The organism is Sphingomonas sp. DC5200-1, from assembly GCF_049897245.1.
GTDB lineage: Bacteria > Pseudomonadota > Alphaproteobacteria > Sphingomonadales > Sphingomonadaceae > Sphingomonas > Sphingomonas aquatilis.
Genome location: NZ_JAFCVW010000005.1, coordinates 198,499 through 220,605, shown reverse-complemented (window position 1 = coordinate 220,605; position 22,107 = coordinate 198,499). Strand labels below are relative to the sequence as shown.

Sequence of the window (22,107 nt, the reverse complement as noted above, 5' to 3'; positions counted from 1 at the left end):
GCGTAACCTTCGGTGTGCATGGTTCGCGCGACGCTTGGCGATAAAGTTGCGCTTTGCCCGCAAGATCCCGTTGATCGCAGTCTTCGATACGCCAGCGCGGGACATGCTGGGGGGGTCGGACCACGTCCAACGTTGGTTTTGGCGCCCGATTGTGCCGAACGCTCGGTTTGATTTCGACAAGAGAGTAACGAGGCGGTTCGCGGCGACCGGGCCCGTTGCAGAACGGCTGGCGCCAATCCTCCCGTCGCGACTGATGCTGCCGGTTAGGAGGTGACACATAACGGTCATCGGCCTGACGCGTCTTTGCATTCGAAGCACAACGACACTGCAACAAAGCTGCTTTAGCGCGCAGTCCACAGGCGCCGAGAGAGCCGCCCTTCAGGGACTGTGTCATCATGAAATTCGCTACCGCCAGCGCCGTTGCGGCGCTGCACGTTCTCTTCGCGCCTGCCGTTTCGGCGCAGGTCACTGCGTCCCAGGGAGGTTCGGAGGTCAGTCAGGCCACGATGGATGCTGCTCGTGGAGATGACATCGTCGTGACCGGCACGCGCGAGCGCGGTCGTACGCAATTCGATACGCTGGCGCCGGTCGACGTGCTGCCGCAAGGGCTGGTGCAGTCCAGCGTATCGAGCGATCTCACCACCGTGCTGGCGCAGCTGCTGCCGTCCTTCAACGTGCAGCGCCTGCCCGCCGCCGACGGACAGGCGTTCGTGCGCCCGGCGACGCTGCGCGGCCTGTCCGCCGACCAGACGCTCGTCCTCGTCAACGGCAAGCGCTATCATCGCTCGGCTCTGCTGGGAACGCGCGGCGCACAGGCCCCCGATCTCGCCAGCATCCCCACCCTCTCGATCAAGCGCATCGAGGTGCTACGCGATGGCGCGTCGGCCCAATATGGCTCCGACGCGATCGCCGGCGTCATCAACATCATGCTCGACGACCAGCCGGGGATGGAGGCATACGGCCAGTTCAGCCAATATTATGCCGGGGACGGCAACACCTACCAGTCCGGCGCCCGCGGGGGCATCGCGCTGGACGACAAGGGCGCGATCGTCTTCACCGGCCAATTCGCGCATGGGGAGGCCACCTCGCGCACCCGCCAGCGTCCCGATGCTCTCGCGTTCCAGGCGGCGAACCCGACGCTCGCGGTGCCGAACCCGGTACAGCGCTGGGGGCAGCCGGACGAAGAGCGCATCAGCGGCGCGATCGACATGCACTATGACATCACCGATGCGGCGAAGGTCTACGCCTTCGCTACGGTGCAGCAGGGCGAGGGGCTGACCGATTTCAACTGGCGTAATCCCAGCAACACCGGCAGCGTCTACAACGCCAGCAGCGTCTTCCCCGGTTTCAGCTTCCGCAGCATCTACCCGGCTGGCTTCACCCCGCGCTTCGGCACGCAGTTCGCCGACCTGCAACTCGTCAGCGGCCTGCGCGGCGACCTGTCGGACGCCCTGAGCTACGACCTCAGCGCCTCGGCCGGCCGCAGCCGTATCGACTATACGATCGCCGAAACGCTCAACGCCTCCTTGGGGCCGGCCAGTCCGACCAGCTTCTACCTCGGCCGCCTGACGCAGCGTGAGACGAACCTCAACGCCGACTTCGTCTATCGCCTGCCCGTCGGCGTCGTCGAACCGCTCAATATCGCCTTTGGCGGCGAACGGCGGATCGAGCGCTACGCGGTCGGCGTCGGCGATCCGGCCTCCTATGCGATCGGAGCGGGGGCCGCGACGGGTCTTGCCCCCAACGCCAACGGCTTCCCCGGCTTCGGCCCGCAACAGGCGGGCAACTTCAAACAGACGAGCAACGCGGGTTACGTCGACCTCACATGGCATCCGATCACGATGCTCACCCTCGGCACGGCGGGCCGTTACGAGGACTTCTCGAGCTTCGGCGACAAGTTCACCTACAAATTCTCCGGCCGAGTCGAGCCGGTCGAATGGCTTGCGCTGCGCGGCACCTATTCCACCGGATTCCGCGCGCCGACCCCGGCGCAGCTCAACACACGCGTCGTGAGCCAGGGTCTCGACACCCGGACGTTGCAGGTCTTCAATCAGGGACGCCTCGCGCCGACGGACCCGCTTGCGGTCGCGCTCGGTGCCAAGCCGCTGCGCCCCGAAACCTCGCGCAATATCAGCGCCGGCCTCGTCGCGCAGACGCATATCGGGCTGGGCGGGACGGTCGATCTCTACCAGGTCGATGTCGACGACCGCTTCAGCCAGTCGGCGACCATCGCCATCCCGGCGGGCTTCGCCAACCCCAACCGCTTCACCTCGATCAGCTACTTTACCAACGATTTCAACACCCGGACCCGGGGTGTCGATGTCGTCGTCAGCTATGCTCGCGCGCTCGGCGGCGGTCGGGCCAGCGCCACGTTGGCTTACAATTACAACCACACCACCGTCCGTAGCGGGACGAGTGCGGCGATCGCCAACGACACGCAACGCCGCATCTTCCAGGAACGCCTGCCCCAGCATAATGCGACCGGCACGCTCGGCTACGATATCGGTCCGATCGGCATGATCCTGCGCGGCCGCTATTATGGGCCCTGGACCGATGTGACGGGCAATGCGACCGGCGAGCTGTTCCAGCGCTTCGGCGGCATCGCGCTCTTCGACGCCTCGCTCACCTATCGCATGACGCCGAACATCTCGATCCGCGGCGGCGCCGAAAACCTGTTCGACACCTATCCGGCGGAGGCGACCAATCAGGCCAATCGCGGCCTGATCTATTCGCGAAACGCCCCCTATGATACCGATGGCGGCCGGTACTATGTCCGGCTCGGGTTGAGCTTCTGATGATCGATCGGCGCGCGCTTCTGGCCGGCGGGATGGCCGCCACCCTTCCCCTGCCCGCGCGCGCCGGTGCGCCCGCGCATCCCGCCCCGGACGACGAGGCGTTCTGGGCGACCGTCGCTGCGGAGTATGACCTGCCCCAGGACGTCATCCAGCTCGAAAACGGCAATTGGGGCGCGATGTCCCGCCCCGTCCGCGCCGCCTACGAACAGGCTGTCGCGCGTGTGAACCGCGATACCAGCTATTACGCCCGGCGCGGCATGCTCGCCGACCTTGGCGCCGCCCGCAGCGCCGTCGCGGCGGAGCTGGGCGTACCTGCCGATGAGATCGCCTTCACCCGCAATGCGACCGAGGCGCTCAAGGCGCTGATCCTCGGCTACAATCGTCTGACCGCAGGCGATGCGATCGTCTATGCCGACCTCGACTATGACAGCATGCAGGCGTGCATGGAGAGCCTTGGGCCGCGGCGTGGCGTGCGCGTTCGTCGCATCGCGCTACCCGAACCCGCCACGCGCGCCAGCCTGATCGACGCCTATGCACAGGTGATGGCTGACGAACCGCGGCTGAAGCTCATCCTCCTCACCCACCTTAGCCACCGGACCGGCCTGGTGATCCCGGTTCGCGAGATCACTGCGATGGCCCGCGCCCGCGGCATCGACGTCATCGTCGATGCCGCGCACAGTTGGCAACAGCTCGACTTCGCGCTGCCCGACCTCGATTGCGATTTCGTCGGACTGAACGGCCACAAATGGCTCGGCGCGCCGCTGGGCATCGGCATCCTCCATATCCGCAAAGGCGCGCTGTCCCGCATCGACCGGGATCCCGCCGAAGACGCGAGCGGCCCCGACACCGTCATGGCCCGGATCCACACCGGCACGCTCGATTATGCGTCCTGGCTCACCGTCCCCGCTGCACTCGCCTTTCAGCATCGGATCGACCGTGCCGCCCGCGCCGCACGGCTGCGCGCGCTTCGCGACCGCTGGGTCCGGCAGGCGCGGGCGATCCCCGGCATCGAGATACTGACGCCGGACGACCCCGCGTCGCATGGCGCGATCACGTCGTTCCGGTTCCGGGGGGTAATCAGCCCGCAGGCGAATGCCGCCCTTGCCCAGCGACTGCTTGAGCAGCATCGCATCTTCACCGTTCATCGGACAGGAGCCGCCCATGGCGCATGTGTCCGCGTAACGCCGTCCTTGTTCAATTCGGCGAGCGACGTCGACCGTCTGGCGAAGGCTCTGTCAGCCGTTAATTGAAAGCACGTGGGCGTGTATCCGATGGGCTGTTGAGGCCGCAAGCGATCGCCACACTGCCGAAGAATGGCCGCGACACCTGGCGATCATAAAATGTCGGAGCATGAGACGGCGTTAATGGTGATATGTCTCAGAGCTTGGATCACATAGGCAGTAGCAATTCGACGTCGCTGCCCTGACCCAAAAGTAAACGGTCGCAGTGACACCGCCACTGCTCAGAAGCGGACGTTTGGTCATCCGGTCTGGTGCAGTTCGAGAGCTGAGGACGCCGTACGTCAGACCTTCCGGTAACGCACGAAGGTCAATTGCAAATAGCGCGACGGACCGTATTGTAGGCACAATACACCAAGCGATCGGTTATGTCATGACGCTCTTGCGAATGCCCGAATGAACCCGACACGGCGAACGATCCTGATCGGCACCGCAGTCGCTGCCGGCTGTGCCTCCATGCCGGCGCTGGCCAGGAGCCAGAGGCGTACGGCGATGCAAGTCCCGTCATGGATGGCGCTTGCTTCCGTGCCGGGGGCAAGCTGGGCTGTGTTCGACGGCGAAGCGGAGCCCGTCAGCTCTGCAATAGGATACGCCAAAGTCGGTGAGGCGAACGCGACGACGGAGACGCTGTTCGAAGCCGCTTCCCTGTCAAAGCCGGTCCTGGCGGCTGCCATCCACGACCTTGTCCGCGACGGCAGCGTCGATCTCGACGAGCCTGTGGCCAAGCACATCGATTTCACGGCGGATGTCGCGACCAAGGCTATTACGCCTCGTCACTTGCTATCGCATTCCAGTGGTCTGCCGAATTGGCGGACCGAGGCCGGCAGCGATCTGGTGAGCCGGTTCAAGCCAGGCTCTCACTTTCGCTATTCGGGAGAGGGCTACGCCCTGCTCGCTCGCCTTGCCGAAAAAGTCACCGGTCAGACCGCAGCGGAGGTCGTCCGTTCTCGGGTGCTGACGCCTGCGGGAATGACGCGAAGCGGCTATGGCTGGTCAGCCGGCCAATCGCCGCTGGTGGCGTGGGCGCACGATGCCGGCGGCGCGTTGATGGCGGACAAGGGTCCCGCGCAGTTCCAGAGGAGCCGGGACGCCGGCCCCCGCCGGTCCGTAGAGGCATGGACGCAGGATGATCGCGTTGCGGGGGCCCAGGCGCTCGGCAAGCCGGCCCTGCCCGTCTTTATGATCCCGAACATGGCGGCGGGACTGTGGACGACCGCGAGCGACTATGCCCGCTTCGTCCGTTTCGCGCGCCGCTACCCGGCCATGAATACGCCGACGGTGACCGTCGAAGGCAGTCTCGCCTGGGGCCTGGGGTGGGGATTGGAACAGTCGGGCTCAGACCGCTTCGCCTGGCATTGGGGCGCCAATGACGGTGTCGCCAACCTGTTCATCCTCGATCTCGTCAGCAACGACGGACTGGTCATGCTGACGAACGGGGCCGGGGGGCTGCGGGTCTACGAACGAGCCGCCCGCGTCCGGTTCGGACGTGAGTTTGACGCCTTGACGTGGTTGTAGCCGTGACGTCGAGGTTGTTCCCGCCTCGGTATAGCCTGCGGCTTTCGGCCATCCATTCGTGTTGGGAGCGAGGGAGAGCGGTAGCGTAGCTCTGCTCGCCACCGGCGAGATTGCCGCCACGCTTCAATATCGCTAGCTGTTGCATATGGGTAATACAGTCGCTGTGCTGAAGCAGGCAGTTTCTCGCGGTTTGGTCGCGCTGGTGGTTTGTTCTTCGATTGCGGACGCCAGGACGAACACCACGCTGCCGGATCTCACCACAACCCTGCGTGAGCAGCGCGTGGAAAGCGCTTCGGTCGCCGTGATCCGCAATGGGCGGATCGTCTCGAGCGGGGCTTGGGGCATGGCTGGCCCCAACCGCGCGGCGACCGTCTCCACACCCTATAATCTCGCCTCGCTGACGAAGCCGCTTACGGCGGAGGTCATCCTGCGACTGGTGTCGGCCGGCACGCTGTCGCTGGACGAACCGATGGACCGCTATTGGAGCGATCCCGACCTGTCGCGCGATCCCCGGCGGATGAAGCTGACGGTCCGCATGGCGCTGAGCCATCGCACCGGCTTGCCGAACTGGCGCGATGCCAAGGGGCTGGCGTTCGATCACGATCCCGGCACGACCACCGGCTATTCGGGCGAGGGATATCAATATGCGGCGCGCTATGCCGAGCACCGCACCGGGCAATCGTTCGAGACGCTGGCCGGGCGCTGGCTGTTCGCTCCGGCTCACATGCGCGCCTCGGGCTATGTTTCGGCGCAGGGCGAGACGGCGCCGATCGCCGTACCCTATGACGAGGCAGGCAAGCCGCTGCCGGTCGAGCGGGTGACGCAATACAATGCCGCCGATCTGGCGCATGCCACCGCGCGGGATTATGCGCGTTTCCTCATCGCGGCCCGCAACGACCGCGGTCTGACCAGGGTCATTGCAGCCGAACGCAGCAGGTCGCAGGCCGATCTGACGCCCGACATCTGTACCGGAACGAAAGCGAACACCTGTCCGCCCTGGACCGGCTTCGGCCTTGGCTGGCAGCTCCTTGGCTTTCCCGGTGGAACGACGATGCTCCACACCGGCAAGGATGCCGGGGCGTTCACCTTCGCCGCGATCGATCGCGCGAGCGGCGACGGCATCGTCATCCTGACCAACAGCGACAATGGGTGGCGGGTGATCCTGCCGATCCTCGAACGCACCGGCAGCGATCCGAAGCTGATCGCCTTCCTCCGTGGCCAGATGAGCTGACGGGACCGCTCGCGCCGTCAGCCGCGACGCCGAGGCGATGGGTCGATCAGCCGCAGATAGGCGAAAGCGGCGTAGCCAATTGCCAGCACGACCAACGTCAGCAACGAGCTTGCGACCTCGCCGATCGACGCTCGCATCTGATTGAGCGGGACGAAGGCATGCACCCCTGCCGTCGAGGGTATCAGCTGCGCGAAGGCGGCGACGAAGCGCGGCATCTGATCGAGCGGGTACGTGGCACCGGTCAGAAAGAAGAAGGGCACCGACGTCGGGCCGAGAATGTAGATCGCCCGCTCCGCCCGGTCGAAGGCGCTGCCCGCCAGCAGACCCAGCGCGGCGACCGCGGTCGCGAAGATCGGCACCACTAGCAACATGCCCGGCACATTCCCGTCGACGGGCACCCCCTGGACCCAGAAGATCAGGCCGAACAGGAAATAGCAGCCGAGCAAGCCGACCGAGGCGAAGGCGGCGAGCGTGCCGCCAAATTCCCCGCGCCCCATCCGCCAGCACCCTGTCTGCCGCCGCCCGCCCATGAAGGTCGCGGCGCCGAACAGCAGCGTCTGCTGGATGATGATGACGGCGACCGAGGGAAAGACATAGCCCTTGTAGCCGCCGGTCCGGTTGAACAGCGGCTCCTCGACGACCGCGACCGGCGGGCCGGTGCGACCGAGCTGCCCTCCCGACAGAAGGCGGGTCTTCGCGATGTCCTGGACGACCGCGGTCACCGCCTCGCCAATCGTGCTGGCGCGGAGCAAATAGGTGGCGTTGACCCAGACTGCGATTCCCGACCCGGCCGTCCCGGCCTGCAGCTGGCGTTCCAGACCGTCGGAGATCAGGATGATCCCGTCGGCCTTGCCGCTGCGCATGTCGGCGCGCCCGGCAGAGAGGTCACCGGTTACTGCCACGACGTGGACCGCGCGGGTCGCATCCAGATCGCGGATCATGGCGCGGCTGAGCGCACTGGCATCCTGATCGACCACCACCACGGGCAGCTTGCGCGGTGCCTCGTGCGCATAGGGCGCAGGATAGTAAAAGGCATAGAGGACGACCGCGAGCAGCATCGTGCTGAGCAACGTCCGCGAGGTGAGGATCGCGCGCCATGTCGCGAAAAACGCCGCGCCGAAGGTCATGCTCGCCCCGCCCGCGGCCTGATGACGGCCAGCGCGCCGCCGCCCGCCACGACGACATAGGCGATCAGCGCCAGGGTCGGCGAAACCGCTGCGGCGACCGTCTGACCGCTCACCTGCCCCATCTGGAGCGCGATATAATGGGTGAGCGGCAGCACCTCGCTCCAGATCCGCGCAAAGGCATTGCCGCCGTTCAGGGGCAGCGTCGCGCCCGAATAGGCGAGCGCAGAGCCTGCATAGACCGCGCTGGCCGACAGCGCGGTGGCGGTTTCGCGCGTGACCGCCACCAGCAACGCGGCGATGGCGGCGGTCGCGACGTAGAACAGCGTCTGACCGCAGGCGATGAGGACAAGGCTGCCCTCGACACGCCAGCCGCGCGCCAGGGTCAGGTAGAGAAGCCAGACCAGCCCCCAGCCGCTGATCGCCACGACATAGGGCAGCAACTTGCCCGCCATCGCCGCCCCCACCCCGCCGCTGCCCTTCGCCCAGGCCGACAGCGACTTGTCCTCGAGTTCACGACCGAGCGCCATCGCGCAGACACAGGCCGCGATCAGATGCAGGACGGCGGGAAAGATCAGCAATCCGAGAAACCATTCGAAGCTGACCGGCGCATTGCCCAGCGCCGTCGCCTCCACCACCAGACGGCGGACGCGGCTCTCCGGCACGGCGTGGTTCGGCAACTGGCTGGCCGCGATGGTGGGAAGCGCCGCCGTCACCGCATCACCGGCCGCGCGCGCGACCTGCCCGCCAGCGGTCAGAAAGCTGCCATTGTAGAGGATGCGGACGACCGGCTCGCGATGCCGGGCGATGCTTTCGCCAAGCCCTGCGGGCATGTGCACGAACCCCATGATCGTGCCGGTGCGGACGGCGCGCCCTGCGGCGGCCTCGTCGCGGTAGCTGCCGCCGGGGCGGATGAGCGGCGATGCGTCCAGCGCGCGGATGATCGCCCGGCTCGCGCCGCTGCCGTCGCTGTCGACGATGCCGAGCGGCAGTTGGCGAAACGGCCCCTGCCAGAACAGGGCGGCGACGATGAATATCAGGATGCCGGGCAGCAGCGTGATCCCCGCCAGATCCCAGCGATCGCGGCGAAGGTGCCGCATTTCGCGGGCGAGCGCCCGGCGAAAGGCGGTCATTGCGGCCAGTCGAACAGCACGCTCATGCCCGGGCGCAGCTTGGGTATCGCGGATACGGGACGCAGCCGGATCTCGAAGGTGCGCACGTCATAGCCCGACGCCTCGCGCGTCGCGCGCCACGTTGCGAAGTCGCCGCGCGGCGCGACGAGATAGACCCGGAAGACGGCGTCGCGTTGCAGCGCGGGGATATGGCCGTGCAGCACCGTCCCGACGTCGATCGCGTGATACCGATCCTCGCGCAGGTTGAGCGCGACCCAGGGGTGGTCGATGTCGATGACCTGATAGGCGGGGATGACGGGGCTGACGACCTCGCCCGGCCGCACCAGCTTGCGCGCGACCTCTCCCGCGATCGGCGACACCAGCCGCGTTTCGCGCCCGAGGGCGTCGGCGGTGCGCAGCGCAGCCTCGGCGATGCGGACCTGCGCATTGGCGGCCTGCCGGTTCTGCGGCCGCGCGCCCGCCAGCGCCTTGGCATATTGCTGGCGGGCGGCCTCCGCATTGCGCGCGCTGCTGTCGCGCGCCGCAGCCGCTTCGTCGCGGCGCTGGGCGGCGACCACGCCCTCGGCATAGAGGTTGGCGGTACGTCGGCTGGTCACCGCCGCCAGATCCGCCGCCGCCTGCGCCGCCTGCCACGTCGCGCGCAGCGTCGCGATATCCTCCGCCCGGGCACCCTCGTTGGTTTCGGAGGCGATGGCGCGCGCGGCGTCGAGCGCCCCTTGCGCCTGCGCCTGCCCGCCCGCGATCTCGGGGCTGGACAAGGTGGCGAGCAGCGACCCCGGCTGGACCCGCTGCCCCTCCTCCGCAATCAGTCGATCGACGCGGGCGAGCGCCTTCGTCCCGACATTGACCTCGTCGGCATCGACCATGCCCTGCAGCTGCTCGGGCGCCGGGCGGCTCGCCAGCCATAGGCACAGCCCGATGACGATCACGACGATCAGCCCCGCGACGATCGCGAGCGACCGCTTGCCACGCGCCGGCGGGGTGGTGGCTTCGTCGGTCACTGCTCATCCCCTAAACGTCGATCGGCGCGCGCCAGATAGGTGGTGAAGTCGTCGACCCGGTGGCTGGCCGCGAGCAATCCGGCGAGCGCGAGATCATATTCATAGGCCGCCGCGATCCGCTGGCTTTGCGTCGTCGCCAGCACCGCCCGGGCATCGACGAGCGACGAGGACGGCGCCTCCCCTTCCGCGAAGGAAAGCTGCTGCACCCGCAGATTCTCGCGCGCCGCTGCGAGGTTGCTGTCGAGCAGCAGGAAGGAACGCCGCGCCGCCTCGACCAAATTCCAGGCGCGCACGATCTCGCCCGCGACGTCCTTGCGCGCCTGTGCCGCCGCATCGGCCGCGGCGCGTTCCTGCTCGCGCGCCGCATCCAGCGACTTCTTGCGGTCGAAGTTGGACAGCAGTGTGTAGCGCAGGCTGACGCCCGCGACCCAATCGGGTTCGGTCGGCAGCGCGTGGTCGCGGTTGGCATTGTAGCTGCCGAACGCAAAGGCCTGGGGACGGTATCGCGCCTTCGCCAGGTCGACGCCCGCCCGCGCGATGCCGCGCGCGGCATCGGCACCCCGCGCGCGCGGAGAGGTGTCGATCCCGCCAAGGAAGGTGTCGACCGGCGGCAAGGGCGTCGAATTGACGAATAGCGGCGTCAGCGCCGTTATGCCCTGCGGCTGATCGAGCAGCCGCGCCAACGCATCGGCCGCACTCGATTCCTCGAGCTGCGCGCGCAAATAGGCCCGCTCTGCGGCGTCGCGGGCGACCTGGACCTGAAGCACGCGGGCATGCGGGATGACGCCGTTCTGCTCGAACTTGCGGGCGTCGGACAGATGGCGATCGAACCCCGCCAGCGTCTCGCGGGTCGAGCGCGTCAGCTGCGATGCCACCTGCCGCCCGAAATAGCTGCGGACCAGGCCGACGCGGGCCAAGTCGCGGCCCCCGGCCTGCTTGGCCCGCGCCACGTCGACGGCGGCATCGGCGCCAGCCTGCACCGCCGGGATCGCTCCGCCGGTGTACAGGGGCATGGCTGCGGTCACCGCGGGTCGGAACACCGTGTCGCGTGTCTGATACTGGAGGGTATCGGGAATGGCCCCAAAGATCGTCGGCAGCGCCGCACCGACCCGCTGGACCACCTGCCCGACGATCTGCTGCAGACCGATAGGAAAATTGCCCGGAAGCTGTGACAGGAAGTCGGCGGCGCCGGTCGCCGCATTCTCCTTCGCGCCGGTCAGATCGACGGACAGCGTCTTCTGATAGGCGATGACGCTGGCGGAGGCGCTGACGACCGGGCGGCGCAGACTGCGCGTGGCATCGGCAATCAATTCGCTTGCGCGGACGGCATGATCCTCGCCCGAGAGACCGGGCGATGCGTCGTCGAGCCTGGCCAGGGCCGCATCGAAGCTGAGTCCCAGCGGCGGCTGCGCCGCATCCGGCGGCACCATGGTCTGGGCCTCCGCCTGCGCGATCGCCGCACAGGCGAATGATGCCAGGAACGCCAGCCGTGCCGCCGGACGTAGCATCACGCCATTGCCTTCCCGCACAGGCCGGTCGCCAGGCGCTCGCTCCGACAGGATTGGTTCCCGCATGCGATCCCCCTCCACCCATGTGCCTGACAGAGCACAAAATGTCGCAGATGTGGACGGTGGTTACAATAGCGTCACGATCGCAACCCGGCGGGCCAGACCGGCTTCCCCGCCACCGGTCCGGGCGACCATTCCGAAAGTGGTATTGTCAACGCCGCGTCAGCAGTACCGGGCGGCTGCCGACCTTGATGCGAAGCAGTTCATAGGGCTTGCGACGCAGGTCGCGGCCGCCGTGAAAGCCGGGCTGGCGGTGAAGCTGGTTAGCGGTAAAGTAGAGATAGCCATCGGGGCCGATCGACAGGGTATCGGGCCAGCTGATGCGCGGATCGCTGACCAGGGTCGACCAATGGCCGCGATCGAGCACCCGGATCGCATTATGTTCGTAATCACCGGCGAAGACGCGGCCCCGATCGTCCTCGGCAATGCCATCCGACGCGCCTTTGCGCCCCATGCTGCGAACCGCGCGGCCAAGTTGCTCTTCCGACACGGACGGATCGCGCAACATCGCCGTGGGCACGGCATGCAGGGTGCGGCCCGAGAGCGGCCCGTAATAGAGCATGCTGCCATCGGCGCTCAGCGCGATCGCGTCGCTGGCGATGGCGACCGGCGTCGCAGTCCCACTGGCCGGGCGGTTCATCAGCACCTCGCCGTCGACGACCGGCATGAAGCCCGGCTCCGGGTTGGTCGTCGCGTGGCCGGACAGGCGGCGGATCGCCCGTCCGCTGGCGATGTCGACGACGATAATGCCACCGACGCCCGCGTTGCTGCTGTCGGTGATGTAAGCGGTGCCCTGCTCCCCCTGCCGCAGGTCGAAGCGCACGTCGTTGAGATAGGTCGTCGGCAGCACGACGCTTGGGGGCAGGACGATGGTCTTGACCACCCGGTTGGTCGCGAGGTCGATCGCTACCAGCTTCCCGCCACCCGCGTGGGGCGGCGCGAATTTCGGTGCAGCCGTGTCGAGCACCCACAGACGATTTGCGCCATCGGCGACGACGCTCTGCACCGAGATGAAGTGACCGGCCGGGTCGGCGGGATCAGGGCGATTGGTCGCCGCATCTGGATAGGGCACCGCCTTGCCGTCTACCAGCTCGGCGACCGTGAACGGCGCCTGGTCGCCCCATTGCGGGAAGTTGACGAAGATACGGCCGTTGGGCGCGACGGTCACGCCGGTCGGCATCGCGCCGTCGAACGCGGCAACCCGCTCGATCCGGGGTGCCGGAGCCGTGTCGCGGGCCGTCGCCCCGACCGTGATCGAGGCGACGGCAGCGGCGGCGAGGAGCAATGTGGCAGGCCGTTTCATCGCGTCATCTCCTTCAAGATACGGCCCGCCTCATGCGGCTCGGACCGGAGATATTGCGGCGGCGCCTTGACCGACGCACCGAGCACGGCGGCGGCGTGCCAGGGCCAGCGCGGATCCCACAAGGCGGTGCGCGCGATGGCGATGGCGTCCGCATGCCCGTCCTGCAGAATCTGCTCGGCCTGCTGCGGATCGGTAATCAGGCCGACCGCGATGACGGGCATCGTAACCGCGTCCTTGACCGTCCGCGCCAGCGGCACCTGATAGCCGGGACCAACCGGGATCTGCTGGCGTGGATCAAGGCCGCCGCTCGACACGTGGATGGCGGCGCAGCCGCGCTGTTCCAGCGCGTCGGCAAATTGCGCGGTTTCGTCCGCCGTCCAGCCGCCCTCGACCCAATCGGTCCCCGACACGCGGACGGTGACGGGTCGGTCAGCGGGAAACGCCGCGCGCACCGCGTCGAAGATTTCGAGCGGGAACCGCATCCGGTTGGCGAGGCTGCCGCCATAGGCGTCCTCGCGGTGATTGGAGAGCGGCGAGAGGAATTCGTGCAGCAGATAGCCATGCGCAGCATGGATCTGGATCGCGTCGAGCCCAAGTCGCGCCGCCCGTCGGGCGGCATCGGCGAAGGCATCGCGAATCCGGGCCAGGCCCGCCTCGTCCAGAGCGACGGGCGCATGATCGGTCGCGGCATAGGGCACCGCGCTCGGCGCAACCGTCTGCCAGCCATTCTCCGCATCCGGCGCGATCTGCGCGCCCCCGTGCCACGGCTTGGCACAGCTCGCCTTCCGGCCGGCATGCGCCAGCTGGACGACCAGCGGCACGTCCGACCAGCGGCGCACACTGTCGATCACGCGCCGCATCGCCTCTTCGGTACGGTCGTCGTACAGACCGACATCGCCATAGGTAATCCGCCCGTCCGGGCTGACCGCGGTGGCTTCGATCGTCAGGGCGCCCGCCCCCGCCATGGCGAGCTGGCCCAGATGAATCTGGTGCCAGTCGGTCATCGCGCCGTCTTCGGCGGAATATTGGCACATCGGCGCGATGACGATGCGGTTGGCGAGGCTGAGTCCGCCGAGCGTCAGCGGTTCGAACAGTCGGGCCATTATGCGTCTCCTGTGGAGGGCAGCGACGCCGCAGGATCGGCGGCGCGCAGCATGGTCTGGAGATTCCGCATGATCATGCCGCCTTGTCCTTCAGGGCGTCCATCACGAGTTCCGCCGTACGGGTCGCGCTCGCCGGGTTCTGGCCCGTCACCAGATTGCCGTCACGCAGGGCGAAGGGGGCGAAGTCCGGGCCTGCCTCATGCTGGCCGCCGAGTTCCTTGAGGCGGGTTTCGAGCAGGAAGGGCACGGCCTGGTCCAATCCGACCGCGCGTTCCTCACTATCGGTGAAGCCTGCGACACGCCGACCGGCGACGAAGGGCGTGCCGTCCGCCTTCTTGGCCGAGACCAGCCCCGCCGGGCCATGGCAGACGGCGGCGACGATCTTGCCCGCGCGGTCGAACCGCTCCACCAGCTGCGCCAGTTCCGCACTGCCGGGATAATCGAACATGGTGCCGTGGCCGCCGGGCAGGAACAGCGCGTCATAGCCGTCGGGATCGATGTCGGTGAACACCGGCGTATCCGCAACCTCGGCCTTCAGCGCCTCGTCCTTCAGATAGCGTTCGACCGAGGCATCGTTCTCGCCGTCCGCATTGACGCTGCGCTGGTCGACCGGCACCGCGCCGCCCGTGATCGAGGCGAGCGTCACGTCGGCACCGGCATCGCGGAAGACGTAATAGGGGGTGGTCAGCTCTTCCAGCCAGACGCCGGTCGGTTCGGTCCCCGGCGTCATGCGATCGGCGGACGTGGTCACCATGAGGATACGGGTCATCGTCAAAACTCCTGCTGCGTGGACGTCGCGAACGCGGGGTGCCCGCTGCCGCACCTGCGACGACGAGGCCATAGGGCTGTGCGATCCGGCAGCGGCGACCGGGCGTTCGTGTCCGTCCTTGTGCCCATTCAGATAGGCCCTCGCCGGCATCAGCAAATCCAAGCGGAATGGCGATCAGCCATAAGACAGGTTATGGAAACCCAATGTCCCTTTTGCAGTTGCGCACCTTTGTCGAAGTCTATCGCCGCCGCTCGCTGAGCGACGCGGCCCGCGCGATCGGCCTCACCCAGCCCGCCGCATCGCAGCATATCGCCTCGCTCGAGGCGCAGCTCGGCCACCCCCTGTTCGATCGCCATTCCCGCGGCGTGCGCGCCACGGCCATCGCCGACGACCTGGCTGCGGCGATCGGCGACAGCCTCGATACGGCAGAAACGGCCCTCGCCACGGCGCGGGCGCGATCCTCGCGGATGTCCGGGACGGTGCATATCGCCGCGCCATCGGATTTGCTGGGCGAGATGATCGCCCCCCGGCTGGGGCCGCTGCTGGACGCGGGCCTCGACCTGCGCCTCCACATTGGCGGGCGGGACGCGCTTTATAGCCTGTTGCTGGAGGACAAGGTGCATCTGGCCGTGACGGCATCGCAGCCGGACGATCCCCGGCTCGCCTTTCACCGTCTCGGGGATGAGGATTTGCGCGCCGTCGCCGCGCCGGCAGTGATCGAGCGGATGGCGGGCCTGCCGCTGGCCGATGCGCTGACACGCATACCGCATCTGGCATATGATCTCGACCGGCCGCTATTGCGCGCCTGGCTCGAGGCCAACCGGATCGCGCTGGCCGGTCAGCCCGCCCTCACCGCCCCCGACCTTCGCGTGCTGCGATCTGGGTTGTGTGCGGGGCTCGGCTGGACGGTCCTGCCCGGTTATCTGACCCGTGCCGAGCGGGCCGACTGCACGCTCGTGGAGATACCCGCGCCGATCAGGGTGCCGCGCAATACCTTCTACCTCGTCTGGGCGCGTTCGTCGCTGCGGCACCCCCGCGTTGCGCTCGCGCGCGATGCGTTGATCGCCGCGCTCAGGATGTGAGGCCAAGTCGACACGACATCGTGGGGCTCACTTCTCGACCCATCGATGGCGGCTTCGATTGACGTGATGGACCCCGAGCGCGGATTGGCGTGGATCCCCGCATACATCAGCGGACGCAAAAACCGCCGATTTCTACCGGTTTACATTAATTTTCGGATGGTACGGATATGGCCCAAAAAGGCCAAAGTGGCGGAGAGGGAGGCAGTCTTATCAAGCCTCACAAACGGCTGATTTCTGCGCCCCAGCTAAGTGGCGCCCAATAATTTTCCATGGGCCATACCATGGATAAAAAATTTGCCTCGTGACGAGCGCGTCACGCCGATGCAGCTGCCGATGGAGCAAAGCAAGCGGCATACAACGCCAAGCCAAGATACGAAGCCGAAAGGGTGGCAGTCACAGAAAGGGCGCTGGCCATATCATCTGCCAGGCTGTTGATCGTATCCCCGAACTCCAGTCCGCGCCATGACGATCCCGCGACCTCCCGCACCAGATTGAATTGACGCTCAAAGACTCCGAGCGCGACAAGGTGATCGATCGAGATCGATGCTTGCTCTCCCAGATCTGCCCGACTGCCCTTCCAAGCCTCATACTCGCTCATCTCGGGGTGTCGCGGCGGAGGCCCACCTTTCTCAAACAACCACACGAGGACCTTCGCGTCGAACGGCGTTAATCTCGTGACGATCTCGAGCAAACGGCGATCAGCAGCATCCTCGTCACCGGCGGCGGCCCTCGCCAGCAGACGAGCAAAGAGCGTCTGAATCTCAGCCTCGTCCTGTTTGGTCGCCTCCTCGAACCATGCGATTGCATAGCGCTCAGGTATCTTGGAGCGGTCGACCTTCAGCCCAAGCGCGGCCCATTCGCGATTGACCTTCAGCTGAAGCTCTGCCGCATTTTTGAGCCGCCACGTCGCGATTCGATCCCCGATGACGGCCGCCCAGGCTTCGCTCAGAGTGCCCCCAGCTGGGGCCAGCACCGCCTTTGCGGGCTCGATCATCTTCGTGACATCGATCGCCATTCGGTCAGCCTGCGCGATTATCGCTTGTGTGCCAACCCTCTGCATCCAGATACCTTTGGATGCTCGGCCCCCTTCCTTCGGAGGGCAGGCCCTCGCCCGGATTTGCGCCATTTCATGACCAAACGCGCTGCATAAAAAGCGGAACAAGCGAGCAACGGGAAGGGAACAAAGGCATTTTGCACCGGAGCTGCACCGGATTGATTGATCACTGCAGCTGAATAAGAAACATCGGCCTGCCCTTCTATCGTTCAAATGGTTCGGTCTCTGCCTGATGGCCCCCTGAGCGAGGTGAAACTTGTCGGAAAGAAGCAAGTGGCCTCGAGCCAGCTTATGCTGGCTGGCGGTGGGCCGGTTGCCTGCGAGTTCGCGAGGCACGATATTGCCTGTCGAAACCGCAAATCTGCCAAACCAGGAGAGAGCATGGATATTCAGCTGAATAACGGACCGATCACGTCACACGGTTCGGTGGTCGTGGTCCCAACCGACAGGATTGAGGTCACTGCCCACGGCCAACGCTTTGCATTCGTGCGCACCCATAAATTGGCCGCAATTTCACCGGACGACAGCGCGTTGGTGGTGATCGAAACGGCCGCCGGGTCCGGTACTGGAGCGCACACTGCCGGGCGTGAAAAGGGTCGCACATCGAGCGGTCACTCCGAATATGATGTGCGCTGGAGTCTCATTCAGCACGGCCATCACGAGGAGCTGGCGACTCTCACTTTTTCAATCGTCGTTCAGCCGCTGCCGCATGATCAACGGACCCCTCCTTCGAAGTAAGGTAAGCAACGTGATCGGCTGACAATTTCGGCCGATCACTCAACTACGCGCTAGGATAGCCGACACGTCGGCAAGACGCTGGCGCGCAGGCGATCGGTGCTGCAGGCTGATAGAATGCCTGATCCAGACGATTCGACCGATCCGACCAAGCTGACCGACAAGCAATTGCTTGACGCATACGAGGCGACGCCCGGCGAGGCCGGCGACGCTGCCGCCGATCGGCTGCTCGTCAGGATTCGGCGTAGGGGCCTCGACCTATGAGGCTGCGATCGGCGATGTTCCGTATCGAGGTGACGATCGTCGGCCTTCTCGTCGCGAGCGGAGCCATCTCATCGATCTGGTCGCTGGCGCGCATGATCTGGCGCCTCTGACCGATGCGAAAGCTCGCTGCCCCTGCTCTGGCGCTGATGGTGAGCGCCTGTGGGCAAAATGACGCCTCCGCGCCAAGGTGCGCCAAGGTGCGCCAAGCTCGAACAGCCCACTGACGTGCCCGCCGACGCTGAGGGTGACGTAAGGCTCAACGTGGCGATGGCGAGAATCGTGGAGCTTCAGCGGGAGAACGCCGAACTGCGCGCGAGCCAGGATCTAGTGGATGCTGAAATGCTGCGGCAGGAAGTGGCGTCGCTGAAGAGCGCGCTTGCGATGGCGGCCGTGGCGAACAGTCCGGCGCCTTTGGAGGCGGCCACGAAGCCGGGCAAGACCGACACGAAAAGCTCGGGACCACGAACCGCTACCATTCCGCCAAAGCCGGCGTCAGTGGCCAAGCCGGCGTCGCCCGAGGCGAAACGCCAGCCCAATCGCAAGCCACTAACATTGGATCTTCGCTGATGTGCAACCGTGCGCGCCTAAGCAGCGAGCCCGAGACGCTCTTCGAACGCTTCGGCGCCAGCTGGGCGCAGGACGTCGTCCGGCCAAACAAGGACCCTCACGAGCTATTCCCAAAGTCGAAGGCGTTCGTCTTGCGCGAGGAGCGCGGCCGGCGCGCTGTCGATGTGATGCTGTGGGACGTGCTCGGAGGCGGCGCCAAGTGGCCGATGACGAACGTCCGCAGTCTGGGGTTGCCGCAGTGGCGGAAGCTGGCGGCTGAGCCGGAAAACCGGTGTCTCGTCCCGCTCACCGAATTCTGCGAGTGGACGCCCGACCTCCATCAGGTGGGCGAGGGCAAGCCGATCAAAGGGGAGATGTGGTTCAACGTCGTCGACCAGCCGGTGTTCGCGATCGCCGGCTTTTGGCAGCACACGGCGAAGGGCGCCGGCTTTTCCATGGTGACGTGCGATCCGAACGAAATAGTCGCGCCAATCCACCCCAAAGCGATGATCACCATTCTGCACGAAGCGGATTGGGATCGCTGGCTGCAGGGCAGCTATGACGATGTCGTCGCGCTTCAACAGCCTTATCCGGCCGAGCGGATGACGGTGCGCGGACCCGTTTTCCCTACGAGGAATGCCAAGGCTTGAGCGATCTGCCTCCGGCGCTGCAGGCGGTCATCGACGCCGCGCACCACGACGGTGAGGGATGGGCGTTGCCCGCGGATGCACCGCTGGGCGCGGTCGACCAGCTGGCCGCCGACGGCCTGGCCCGCCACTGGCACGACCGATGGCAGCTTACCCCTCAGGGCTTTGCCGCGAGCGCTATGTTTCGATAGCCGGCCGCGATGGATGGCCAGCTCGTGATATTCGTGGCGTTCGCCGCGGCGCTGGTCGGGGCGATCGTGTTCCTGCGGCTGGCGACGCGACACCGCGACTAGCCCGACGTGTCAGACCAGGCACCCGATCGGCGCAGCTGACGAATGATCCCGTTGAATGCCGACGTCATCGTCTGCTGCCGGCCGATCTCGTGTCCGCACTGGCAGCCCTCCCAGAACGAAAAGAGCGGCCAGCGTTCGGGGCAGTGCCGCCAGAGGCATCGCAGAGCGAGCCGAACGGGCGCGCAGTCAGGCGGCACCTGCTCGCCGGCCGACATGACGGTGCGCAGGATCTGTATCGATAGCTCGACCGTGATTCGCTCGCCGGGGCGCATCCGGCCATGGAACGGATCAGGAACAACATCGCAAGCGATTCGACATGGCGCGCTGCCGACGATGCACCAGCAACGATGATGAGGTGGTGATCGAGTACCTCGCCAAGAAGCTGTGGGATATTCCGCTCGCCACTCTTGAGGCTGCCGGCCGGCAACTGCATCATCTTGCACGCAATGGCCGGTGAGCCGGAAAGATAAGGGGGATGCTATGGGCGTGTGGGCAGTCGAAGAGGGGATCATAACCGCGATCGATCGTGCTCTCGCCACGATCGCGATCCTCTCTGCCTTCGCGCTCACTCCGCTATTGCCGTTCGCAAACCCGGTGGCTGTTGCTGCCGGCGGGTGCCTGTTCGCCGTTGCCGCCGGTCTGCGCTTTTTCGGACAGCAGTTGCCCCCTCGTTGGTCGATCGCGTCCGCCGTCATCGGCTTGGTGCTATTCGTCATTGCCGGCGCAATACTGCTGCCTGCCACCAGTAATGCCGCCGCCGCGGCGAAGGCCAACGAGCGCCGATGCCTAGCGATCCAAAAAGATATGCTATCGTCCCTCCCGCTGCGCGCGAATGACGCCGACGTGTTCCAGGCGCTGGGGTGTAAGCCTCAGGGCGCGGGCAGTGTGTATGCGGACAGGCCCGACGATGATCTGATGTCGACGCTGGAGCGCGGCGACCGCCGCCGCGCCCTCCCCTATCGCGATCCGAACGCTCACTGACCCTTGCATCTGCAATGTATACGTCTACATTGCAGATGAGGAGGTCCTATGATCGGAAAACTGGAAGAGGTCGTGCTGCTCGCCACGATCCGCGCGGGCGCGGGTTCGCTGCCGAGCGGCATCTACGAGCACATCGTGGCGACCGTGCCCGAAGGTGAAAAGGAACCCGCTTTCGGCGCGGTCTACACAACCATTATGCGTATGGCGGCGAAGGGCATGCTGTCCGAAGGCTCGAAAACCGACGATAAGGGCCGACCCCGCAAGGCCTTCACCGTTACTGCCGACGGGACGCGGGCGTTGCAGGCCGGCTTATCGCAGACGGCGGCTCTGGGTGGCTATCAGCTGAAGGGGGCGTTGGCATGAGCGGCCAGCCGGATGACGATCAGGATGATGCGCGCGCCTATGTGAACGGCGTCTATGTTGAATTTTCCGAAAAAGGCCCTGACGACTTACTCGAACACATTCGTGCAGTGCGAACGTCGCTAAACGCTGTGTCAGAGGATGACCAAACTCAGGCCAACGTAGCAAGTCTGTTGGAACGGTATTTCGACGGCCGTCTCTCAATTTCCATCGCGATGCACATGGCGACCGCAGGTGCCCAGCGTGAAATGCCGCCGTCGACGTTCCTGTTCGATCTGCTGATGAAGCCGGACGAGGCGAAGGACGCCACTGCCAATCTGGAGGATTATTACCCTATCTGGGTGGCAAAGCATGGCAGCCGCCGTGCATCGCGCATTTTCCGGTTTCAGACCGGCCGCATTCTCGTCGGCTATTGGTGGGGCCGGATCATGACGCAGGTCGAGCGGGTTGTGAAAACGGTCAGCGTCTTCATCCGGCCGGGCGGAAATTGACGGAGGAAGCCTACTGGGAAGTGCGGCAATGCCGTATTTCGCTATTGACATCACTACGGCATTGCCGTATATGGCGCTATGCACACGGTGATCGAAACCAATGCTTACCTTCGCGCCGCGAAGCTGGCCGGTGTCGATGACGATGAGCGGTCCGCGATCGTTGACCTGATCGCGGAGAACCCGGAGGCTGGCGACATAATGCCCGGATGCGGCGGCGCGCGAAAGCTTCGCGTGGCGCGTGAGGGCGGCGGAAAGTCAGGCGGCTATCGGGTCGTGACCTACTTTGCGGGTGAAGCGTTTCCGGTGTTTCTGCTCACGGTCTTCCCGAAGAATGTGAAGACCAACCTAACCAAGGATGAGCAGAACACGTTCGCCAGCGCCTGCAAGCGGCTGACTGATGGACTTGGAGGACGATAATGGCTCGCAAGGCATTCGACATGATGATGGACGGCATCACCGATGCCATCGCCTATGTTGAGGGTGACGAAAGCAAGGCGCGCGTCGCGAAGCCGATCGACGCCAAGGCCGTGCGCGTGGCCACCAAGAAGACGCAGGCCGAATTTGCGCAAACCTATCACCTCCCCATTGGGACGGTGCGGGACTGGGAGCAAAAGCGGCGCTATCCCGATGCACCCGCGCGCGCCTTTTTGGCGATGATCGAGGCCGAACCTGAGACGGTCGAGCGGCTGATGGCGAAGGTGTCGGCGTAATCACTCGATCGTAAGGGGACGCCGCCGCCGACCGCCTCAAACAGATGGCGCCGGATCGCGGCCGAGCGGTTGGCGCGATAGCCGAACATCTCACGGCGCGCTGCGGGCATCAACCGCCGCCGCGATCGCGGTTGGCCTGCATGTGCGTGGCAAAACGAAAAATG

24 protein-coding genes are annotated in these 22,107 nt (G+C 65.9%); 16 read left to right on the top strand and 8 right to left on the bottom strand.

Annotated elements, in window-relative coordinates; genetic code table 11:
• Positions 1–395 precede the first annotated feature (395 nt).
• From ACP7A3_RS12775 to ACP7A3_RS12760, 4 genes are all read left to right on the top strand, one after another.
• Positions 396–2,795, top strand: coding sequence for a TonB-dependent receptor plug domain-containing protein (locus ACP7A3_RS12775; RefSeq protein WP_426255842.1), 2,400 nt, complete (start codon positions 396–398; stop codon positions 2,793–2,795).
• Positions 2,795–4,045: an aminotransferase class V-fold PLP-dependent enzyme gene (locus tag ACP7A3_RS12770; RefSeq protein WP_426255841.1), complete on the top strand. Its 1,251-nt coding sequence runs from the start codon at positions 2,795–2,797 to the stop codon at positions 4,043–4,045. The genes ACP7A3_RS12775 and ACP7A3_RS12770 overlap by 1 nt, the downstream gene beginning before the upstream one ends.
• 534 nt (positions 4,046–4,579) lie before the next feature.
• Positions 4,580–5,548 (top strand): serine hydrolase domain-containing protein, encoded by a 969-nt coding sequence (locus ACP7A3_RS12765; RefSeq protein ID WP_426257150.1) that lies wholly within the window; start codon positions 4,580–4,582, stop codon positions 5,546–5,548.
• A gap of 145 nt (positions 5,549–5,693) precedes the next feature.
• Positions 5,694–6,779 (top strand): serine hydrolase domain-containing protein, encoded by a 1,086-nt coding sequence (locus ACP7A3_RS12760; protein ID WP_426255839.1) that lies wholly within the window; start codon positions 5,694–5,696, stop codon positions 6,777–6,779.
• A gap of 17 nt (positions 6,780–6,796) precedes the next feature.
• Here ACP7A3_RS12760 and ACP7A3_RS12755 read toward each other — a convergent pair whose 3' ends face one another.
• From ACP7A3_RS12755 to ACP7A3_RS12725, 7 genes are all read right to left on the bottom strand, one after another.
• The gene (locus tag ACP7A3_RS12755; protein ID WP_426255838.1) at positions 6,797–7,906 is read right to left on the bottom strand and encodes an ABC transporter permease; all 1,110 of its coding nucleotides are present in this window, start codon (positions 7,904–7,906) and stop codon (positions 6,797–6,799) included.
• Positions 7,903–9,036 (bottom strand): ABC transporter permease, encoded by a 1,134-nt coding sequence (locus ACP7A3_RS12750; RefSeq protein WP_426255837.1) that lies wholly within the window; start codon positions 9,034–9,036, stop codon positions 7,903–7,905. The genes ACP7A3_RS12755 and ACP7A3_RS12750 overlap by 4 nt, the downstream gene beginning before the upstream one ends.
• A complete protein-coding gene (locus ACP7A3_RS12745; RefSeq protein ID WP_426255836.1) occupies positions 9,033–10,037 on the bottom strand; it encodes an HlyD family secretion protein in 1,005 nt (334 codons plus the stop codon). The genes ACP7A3_RS12750 and ACP7A3_RS12745 overlap by 4 nt, the downstream gene beginning before the upstream one ends.
• Positions 10,034–11,611 carry a TolC family protein gene (locus tag ACP7A3_RS12740; RefSeq protein WP_426255835.1) on the bottom strand — a complete coding sequence of 526 codons (1,578 nt, stop codon included), beginning with the start codon at positions 11,609–11,611 and terminating at the stop codon, positions 10,034–10,036. The genes ACP7A3_RS12745 and ACP7A3_RS12740 overlap by 4 nt, the downstream gene beginning before the upstream one ends.
• Positions 11,612–11,756: 145 nt before the next feature.
• A complete protein-coding gene (locus tag ACP7A3_RS12735) occupies positions 11,757–12,908 on the bottom strand; it encodes an L-dopachrome tautomerase-related protein (RefSeq protein WP_426255834.1) in 1,152 nt (383 codons plus the stop codon).
• The gene (locus tag ACP7A3_RS12730) at positions 12,905–14,011 is read right to left on the bottom strand and encodes an NADH:flavin oxidoreductase/NADH oxidase (protein ID WP_426255833.1); all 1,107 of its coding nucleotides are present in this window, start codon (positions 14,009–14,011) and stop codon (positions 12,905–12,907) included. The genes ACP7A3_RS12735 and ACP7A3_RS12730 overlap by 4 nt, the downstream gene beginning before the upstream one ends.
• 73 nt (positions 14,012–14,084) lie before the next feature.
• The gene (locus tag ACP7A3_RS12725; protein ID WP_426255832.1) at positions 14,085–14,780 is read right to left on the bottom strand and encodes a type 1 glutamine amidotransferase domain-containing protein; all 696 of its coding nucleotides are present in this window, start codon (positions 14,778–14,780) and stop codon (positions 14,085–14,087) included.
• A gap of 167 nt (positions 14,781–14,947) precedes the next feature.
• Here ACP7A3_RS12725 and ACP7A3_RS12720 point away from each other — a divergent pair, with 167 nt between their 5' ends.
• Positions 14,948–15,862, top strand: coding sequence for a LysR family transcriptional regulator (locus tag ACP7A3_RS12720; protein ID WP_426255831.1), 915 nt, complete (start codon positions 14,948–14,950; stop codon positions 15,860–15,862).
• A 313-nt stretch (positions 15,863–16,175) separates the two neighbouring features.
• Here the strand turns inward: ACP7A3_RS12720 and ACP7A3_RS12715 are convergent, their stop codons facing one another.
• On the bottom strand, positions 16,176–16,877 hold the full coding sequence (locus tag ACP7A3_RS12715) for a hypothetical protein (protein WP_426255830.1): 702 nt from the start codon (positions 16,875–16,877) through the stop codon (positions 16,176–16,178).
• A gap of 420 nt (positions 16,878–17,297) precedes the next feature.
• Here ACP7A3_RS12715 and ACP7A3_RS12710 point away from each other — a divergent pair, with 420 nt between their 5' ends.
• From ACP7A3_RS12710 to ACP7A3_RS12660, 11 genes are all read left to right on the top strand, one after another.
• Positions 17,298–17,654, top strand: a complete 357-nt coding sequence (locus ACP7A3_RS12710) for a hypothetical protein (RefSeq protein ID WP_426255829.1) — start codon at positions 17,298–17,300, stop codon at positions 17,652–17,654.
• Between the two features lie 114 nt (positions 17,655–17,768).
• Positions 17,769–17,915: a hypothetical protein gene (locus ACP7A3_RS12705; RefSeq protein ID WP_426255828.1), complete on the top strand. Its 147-nt coding sequence runs from the start codon at positions 17,769–17,771 to the stop codon at positions 17,913–17,915.
• Positions 17,916–18,140: 225 nt separating this feature from the next.
• Positions 18,141–18,482 (top strand): hypothetical protein, encoded by a 342-nt coding sequence (locus tag ACP7A3_RS12700; RefSeq protein ID WP_426257151.1) that lies wholly within the window; start codon positions 18,141–18,143, stop codon positions 18,480–18,482.
• The gene (locus ACP7A3_RS12695; protein WP_426255826.1) at positions 18,482–19,111 is read left to right on the top strand and encodes an SOS response-associated peptidase family protein; all 630 of its coding nucleotides are present in this window, start codon (positions 18,482–18,484) and stop codon (positions 19,109–19,111) included. Before ACP7A3_RS12700 ends, ACP7A3_RS12695 begins: the two co-directional genes overlap by 1 nt.
• On the top strand, positions 19,108–19,299 hold the full coding sequence (locus tag ACP7A3_RS12690) for a hypothetical protein (protein WP_426255825.1): 192 nt from the start codon (positions 19,108–19,110) through the stop codon (positions 19,297–19,299). Before ACP7A3_RS12695 ends, ACP7A3_RS12690 begins: the two co-directional genes overlap by 4 nt.
• Positions 19,300–19,717: 418 nt before the next feature.
• Positions 19,718–19,858 (top strand): hypothetical protein, encoded by a 141-nt coding sequence (locus ACP7A3_RS12685; RefSeq protein ID WP_426255824.1) that lies wholly within the window; start codon positions 19,718–19,720, stop codon positions 19,856–19,858.
• A 23-nt stretch (positions 19,859–19,881) separates the two neighbouring features.
• Positions 19,882–20,382 carry a hypothetical protein gene (locus tag ACP7A3_RS12680; RefSeq protein ID WP_426255823.1) on the top strand — a complete coding sequence of 167 codons (501 nt, stop codon included), beginning with the start codon at positions 19,882–19,884 and terminating at the stop codon, positions 20,380–20,382.
• A 48-nt stretch (positions 20,383–20,430) separates the two neighbouring features.
• Positions 20,431–20,745, top strand: a complete 315-nt coding sequence (locus ACP7A3_RS12675) for a PadR family transcriptional regulator (RefSeq protein WP_426255822.1) — start codon at positions 20,431–20,433, stop codon at positions 20,743–20,745.
• On the top strand, positions 20,742–21,233 hold the full coding sequence (locus ACP7A3_RS12670) for a hypothetical protein (RefSeq protein ID WP_426255821.1): 492 nt from the start codon (positions 20,742–20,744) through the stop codon (positions 21,231–21,233). Before ACP7A3_RS12675 ends, ACP7A3_RS12670 begins: the two co-directional genes overlap by 4 nt.
• 78 nt (positions 21,234–21,311) lie before the next feature.
• Positions 21,312–21,650, top strand: coding sequence for a type II toxin-antitoxin system RelE/ParE family toxin (locus tag ACP7A3_RS12665; RefSeq protein ID WP_198356128.1), 339 nt, complete (start codon positions 21,312–21,314; stop codon positions 21,648–21,650).
• On the top strand, positions 21,650–21,943 hold the full coding sequence (locus ACP7A3_RS12660) for a helix-turn-helix domain-containing protein (RefSeq protein ID WP_426255820.1): 294 nt from the start codon (positions 21,650–21,652) through the stop codon (positions 21,941–21,943). The genes ACP7A3_RS12665 and ACP7A3_RS12660 overlap by 1 nt, the downstream gene beginning before the upstream one ends.
• Positions 21,944–22,107: the final 164 nt, after the last annotated feature.

What these genes read in the sequence shown, in the direction of transcription:
- ACP7A3_RS12770 (WP_426255841.1), top strand. Translation starts at nt 2,795, where the DNA reads ATGATCGATCGGCGCGCGCTTCTGGCCGGCGGGATGGCCGCCACCCTT.
- ACP7A3_RS12705 (WP_426255828.1), top strand. Translation starts at nt 17,769, where the DNA reads ATGCCTGATCCAGACGATTCGACCGATCCGACCAAGCTGACCGACAAG.
- ACP7A3_RS12750 (WP_426255837.1), bottom strand. Translation starts at nt 9,036, where the DNA reads ATGACCGCCTTTCGCCGGGCGCTCGCCCGCGAAATGCGGCACCTTCGC.
- ACP7A3_RS12680 (WP_426255823.1), top strand. Translation starts at nt 19,882, where the DNA reads ATGGGCGTGTGGGCAGTCGAAGAGGGGATCATAACCGCGATCGATCGT.
- ACP7A3_RS12685 (WP_426255824.1), top strand. Translation starts at nt 19,718, where the DNA reads ATGGCGCGCTGCCGACGATGCACCAGCAACGATGATGAGGTGGTGATC.
- ACP7A3_RS12760 (WP_426255839.1), top strand. Translation starts at nt 5,694, where the DNA reads ATGGGTAATACAGTCGCTGTGCTGAAGCAGGCAGTTTCTCGCGGTTTG.
- ACP7A3_RS12660 (WP_426255820.1), top strand. Translation starts at nt 21,650, where the DNA reads ATGGCTCGCAAGGCATTCGACATGATGATGGACGGCATCACCGATGCC.
- ACP7A3_RS12675 (WP_426255822.1), top strand. Translation starts at nt 20,431, where the DNA reads ATGATCGGAAAACTGGAAGAGGTCGTGCTGCTCGCCACGATCCGCGCG.
- ACP7A3_RS12710 (WP_426255829.1), top strand. Translation starts at nt 17,298, where the DNA reads ATGGATATTCAGCTGAATAACGGACCGATCACGTCACACGGTTCGGTG.
- ACP7A3_RS12670 (WP_426255821.1), top strand. Translation starts at nt 20,742, where the DNA reads ATGAGCGGCCAGCCGGATGACGATCAGGATGATGCGCGCGCCTATGTG.
- ACP7A3_RS12730 (WP_426255833.1), bottom strand. Translation starts at nt 14,011, where the DNA reads ATGGCCCGACTGTTCGAACCGCTGACGCTCGGCGGACTCAGCCTCGCC.
- ACP7A3_RS12725 (WP_426255832.1), bottom strand. Translation starts at nt 14,780, where the DNA reads ATGACCCGTATCCTCATGGTGACCACGTCCGCCGATCGCATGACGCCG.
- ACP7A3_RS12735 (WP_426255834.1), bottom strand. Translation starts at nt 12,908, where the DNA reads ATGAAACGGCCTGCCACATTGCTCCTCGCCGCCGCTGCCGTCGCCTCG.
- ACP7A3_RS12720 (WP_426255831.1), top strand. Translation starts at nt 14,948, where the DNA reads ATGGCGATCAGCCATAAGACAGGTTATGGAAACCCAATGTCCCTTTTG.
- ACP7A3_RS12695 (WP_426255826.1), top strand. Translation starts at nt 18,482, where the DNA reads ATGTGCAACCGTGCGCGCCTAAGCAGCGAGCCCGAGACGCTCTTCGAA.
- ACP7A3_RS12740 (WP_426255835.1), bottom strand. Translation starts at nt 11,611, where the DNA reads ATGCGGGAACCAATCCTGTCGGAGCGAGCGCCTGGCGACCGGCCTGTG.
- ACP7A3_RS12715 (WP_426255830.1), bottom strand. Translation starts at nt 16,877, where the DNA reads ATGGCGATCGATGTCACGAAGATGATCGAGCCCGCAAAGGCGGTGCTG.
- ACP7A3_RS12665 (WP_198356128.1), top strand. Translation starts at nt 21,312, where the DNA reads ATGCACACGGTGATCGAAACCAATGCTTACCTTCGCGCCGCGAAGCTG.
- ACP7A3_RS12775 (WP_426255842.1), top strand. Translation starts at nt 396, where the DNA reads ATGAAATTCGCTACCGCCAGCGCCGTTGCGGCGCTGCACGTTCTCTTC.
- ACP7A3_RS12755 (WP_426255838.1), bottom strand. Translation starts at nt 7,906, where the DNA reads ATGACCTTCGGCGCGGCGTTTTTCGCGACATGGCGCGCGATCCTCACC.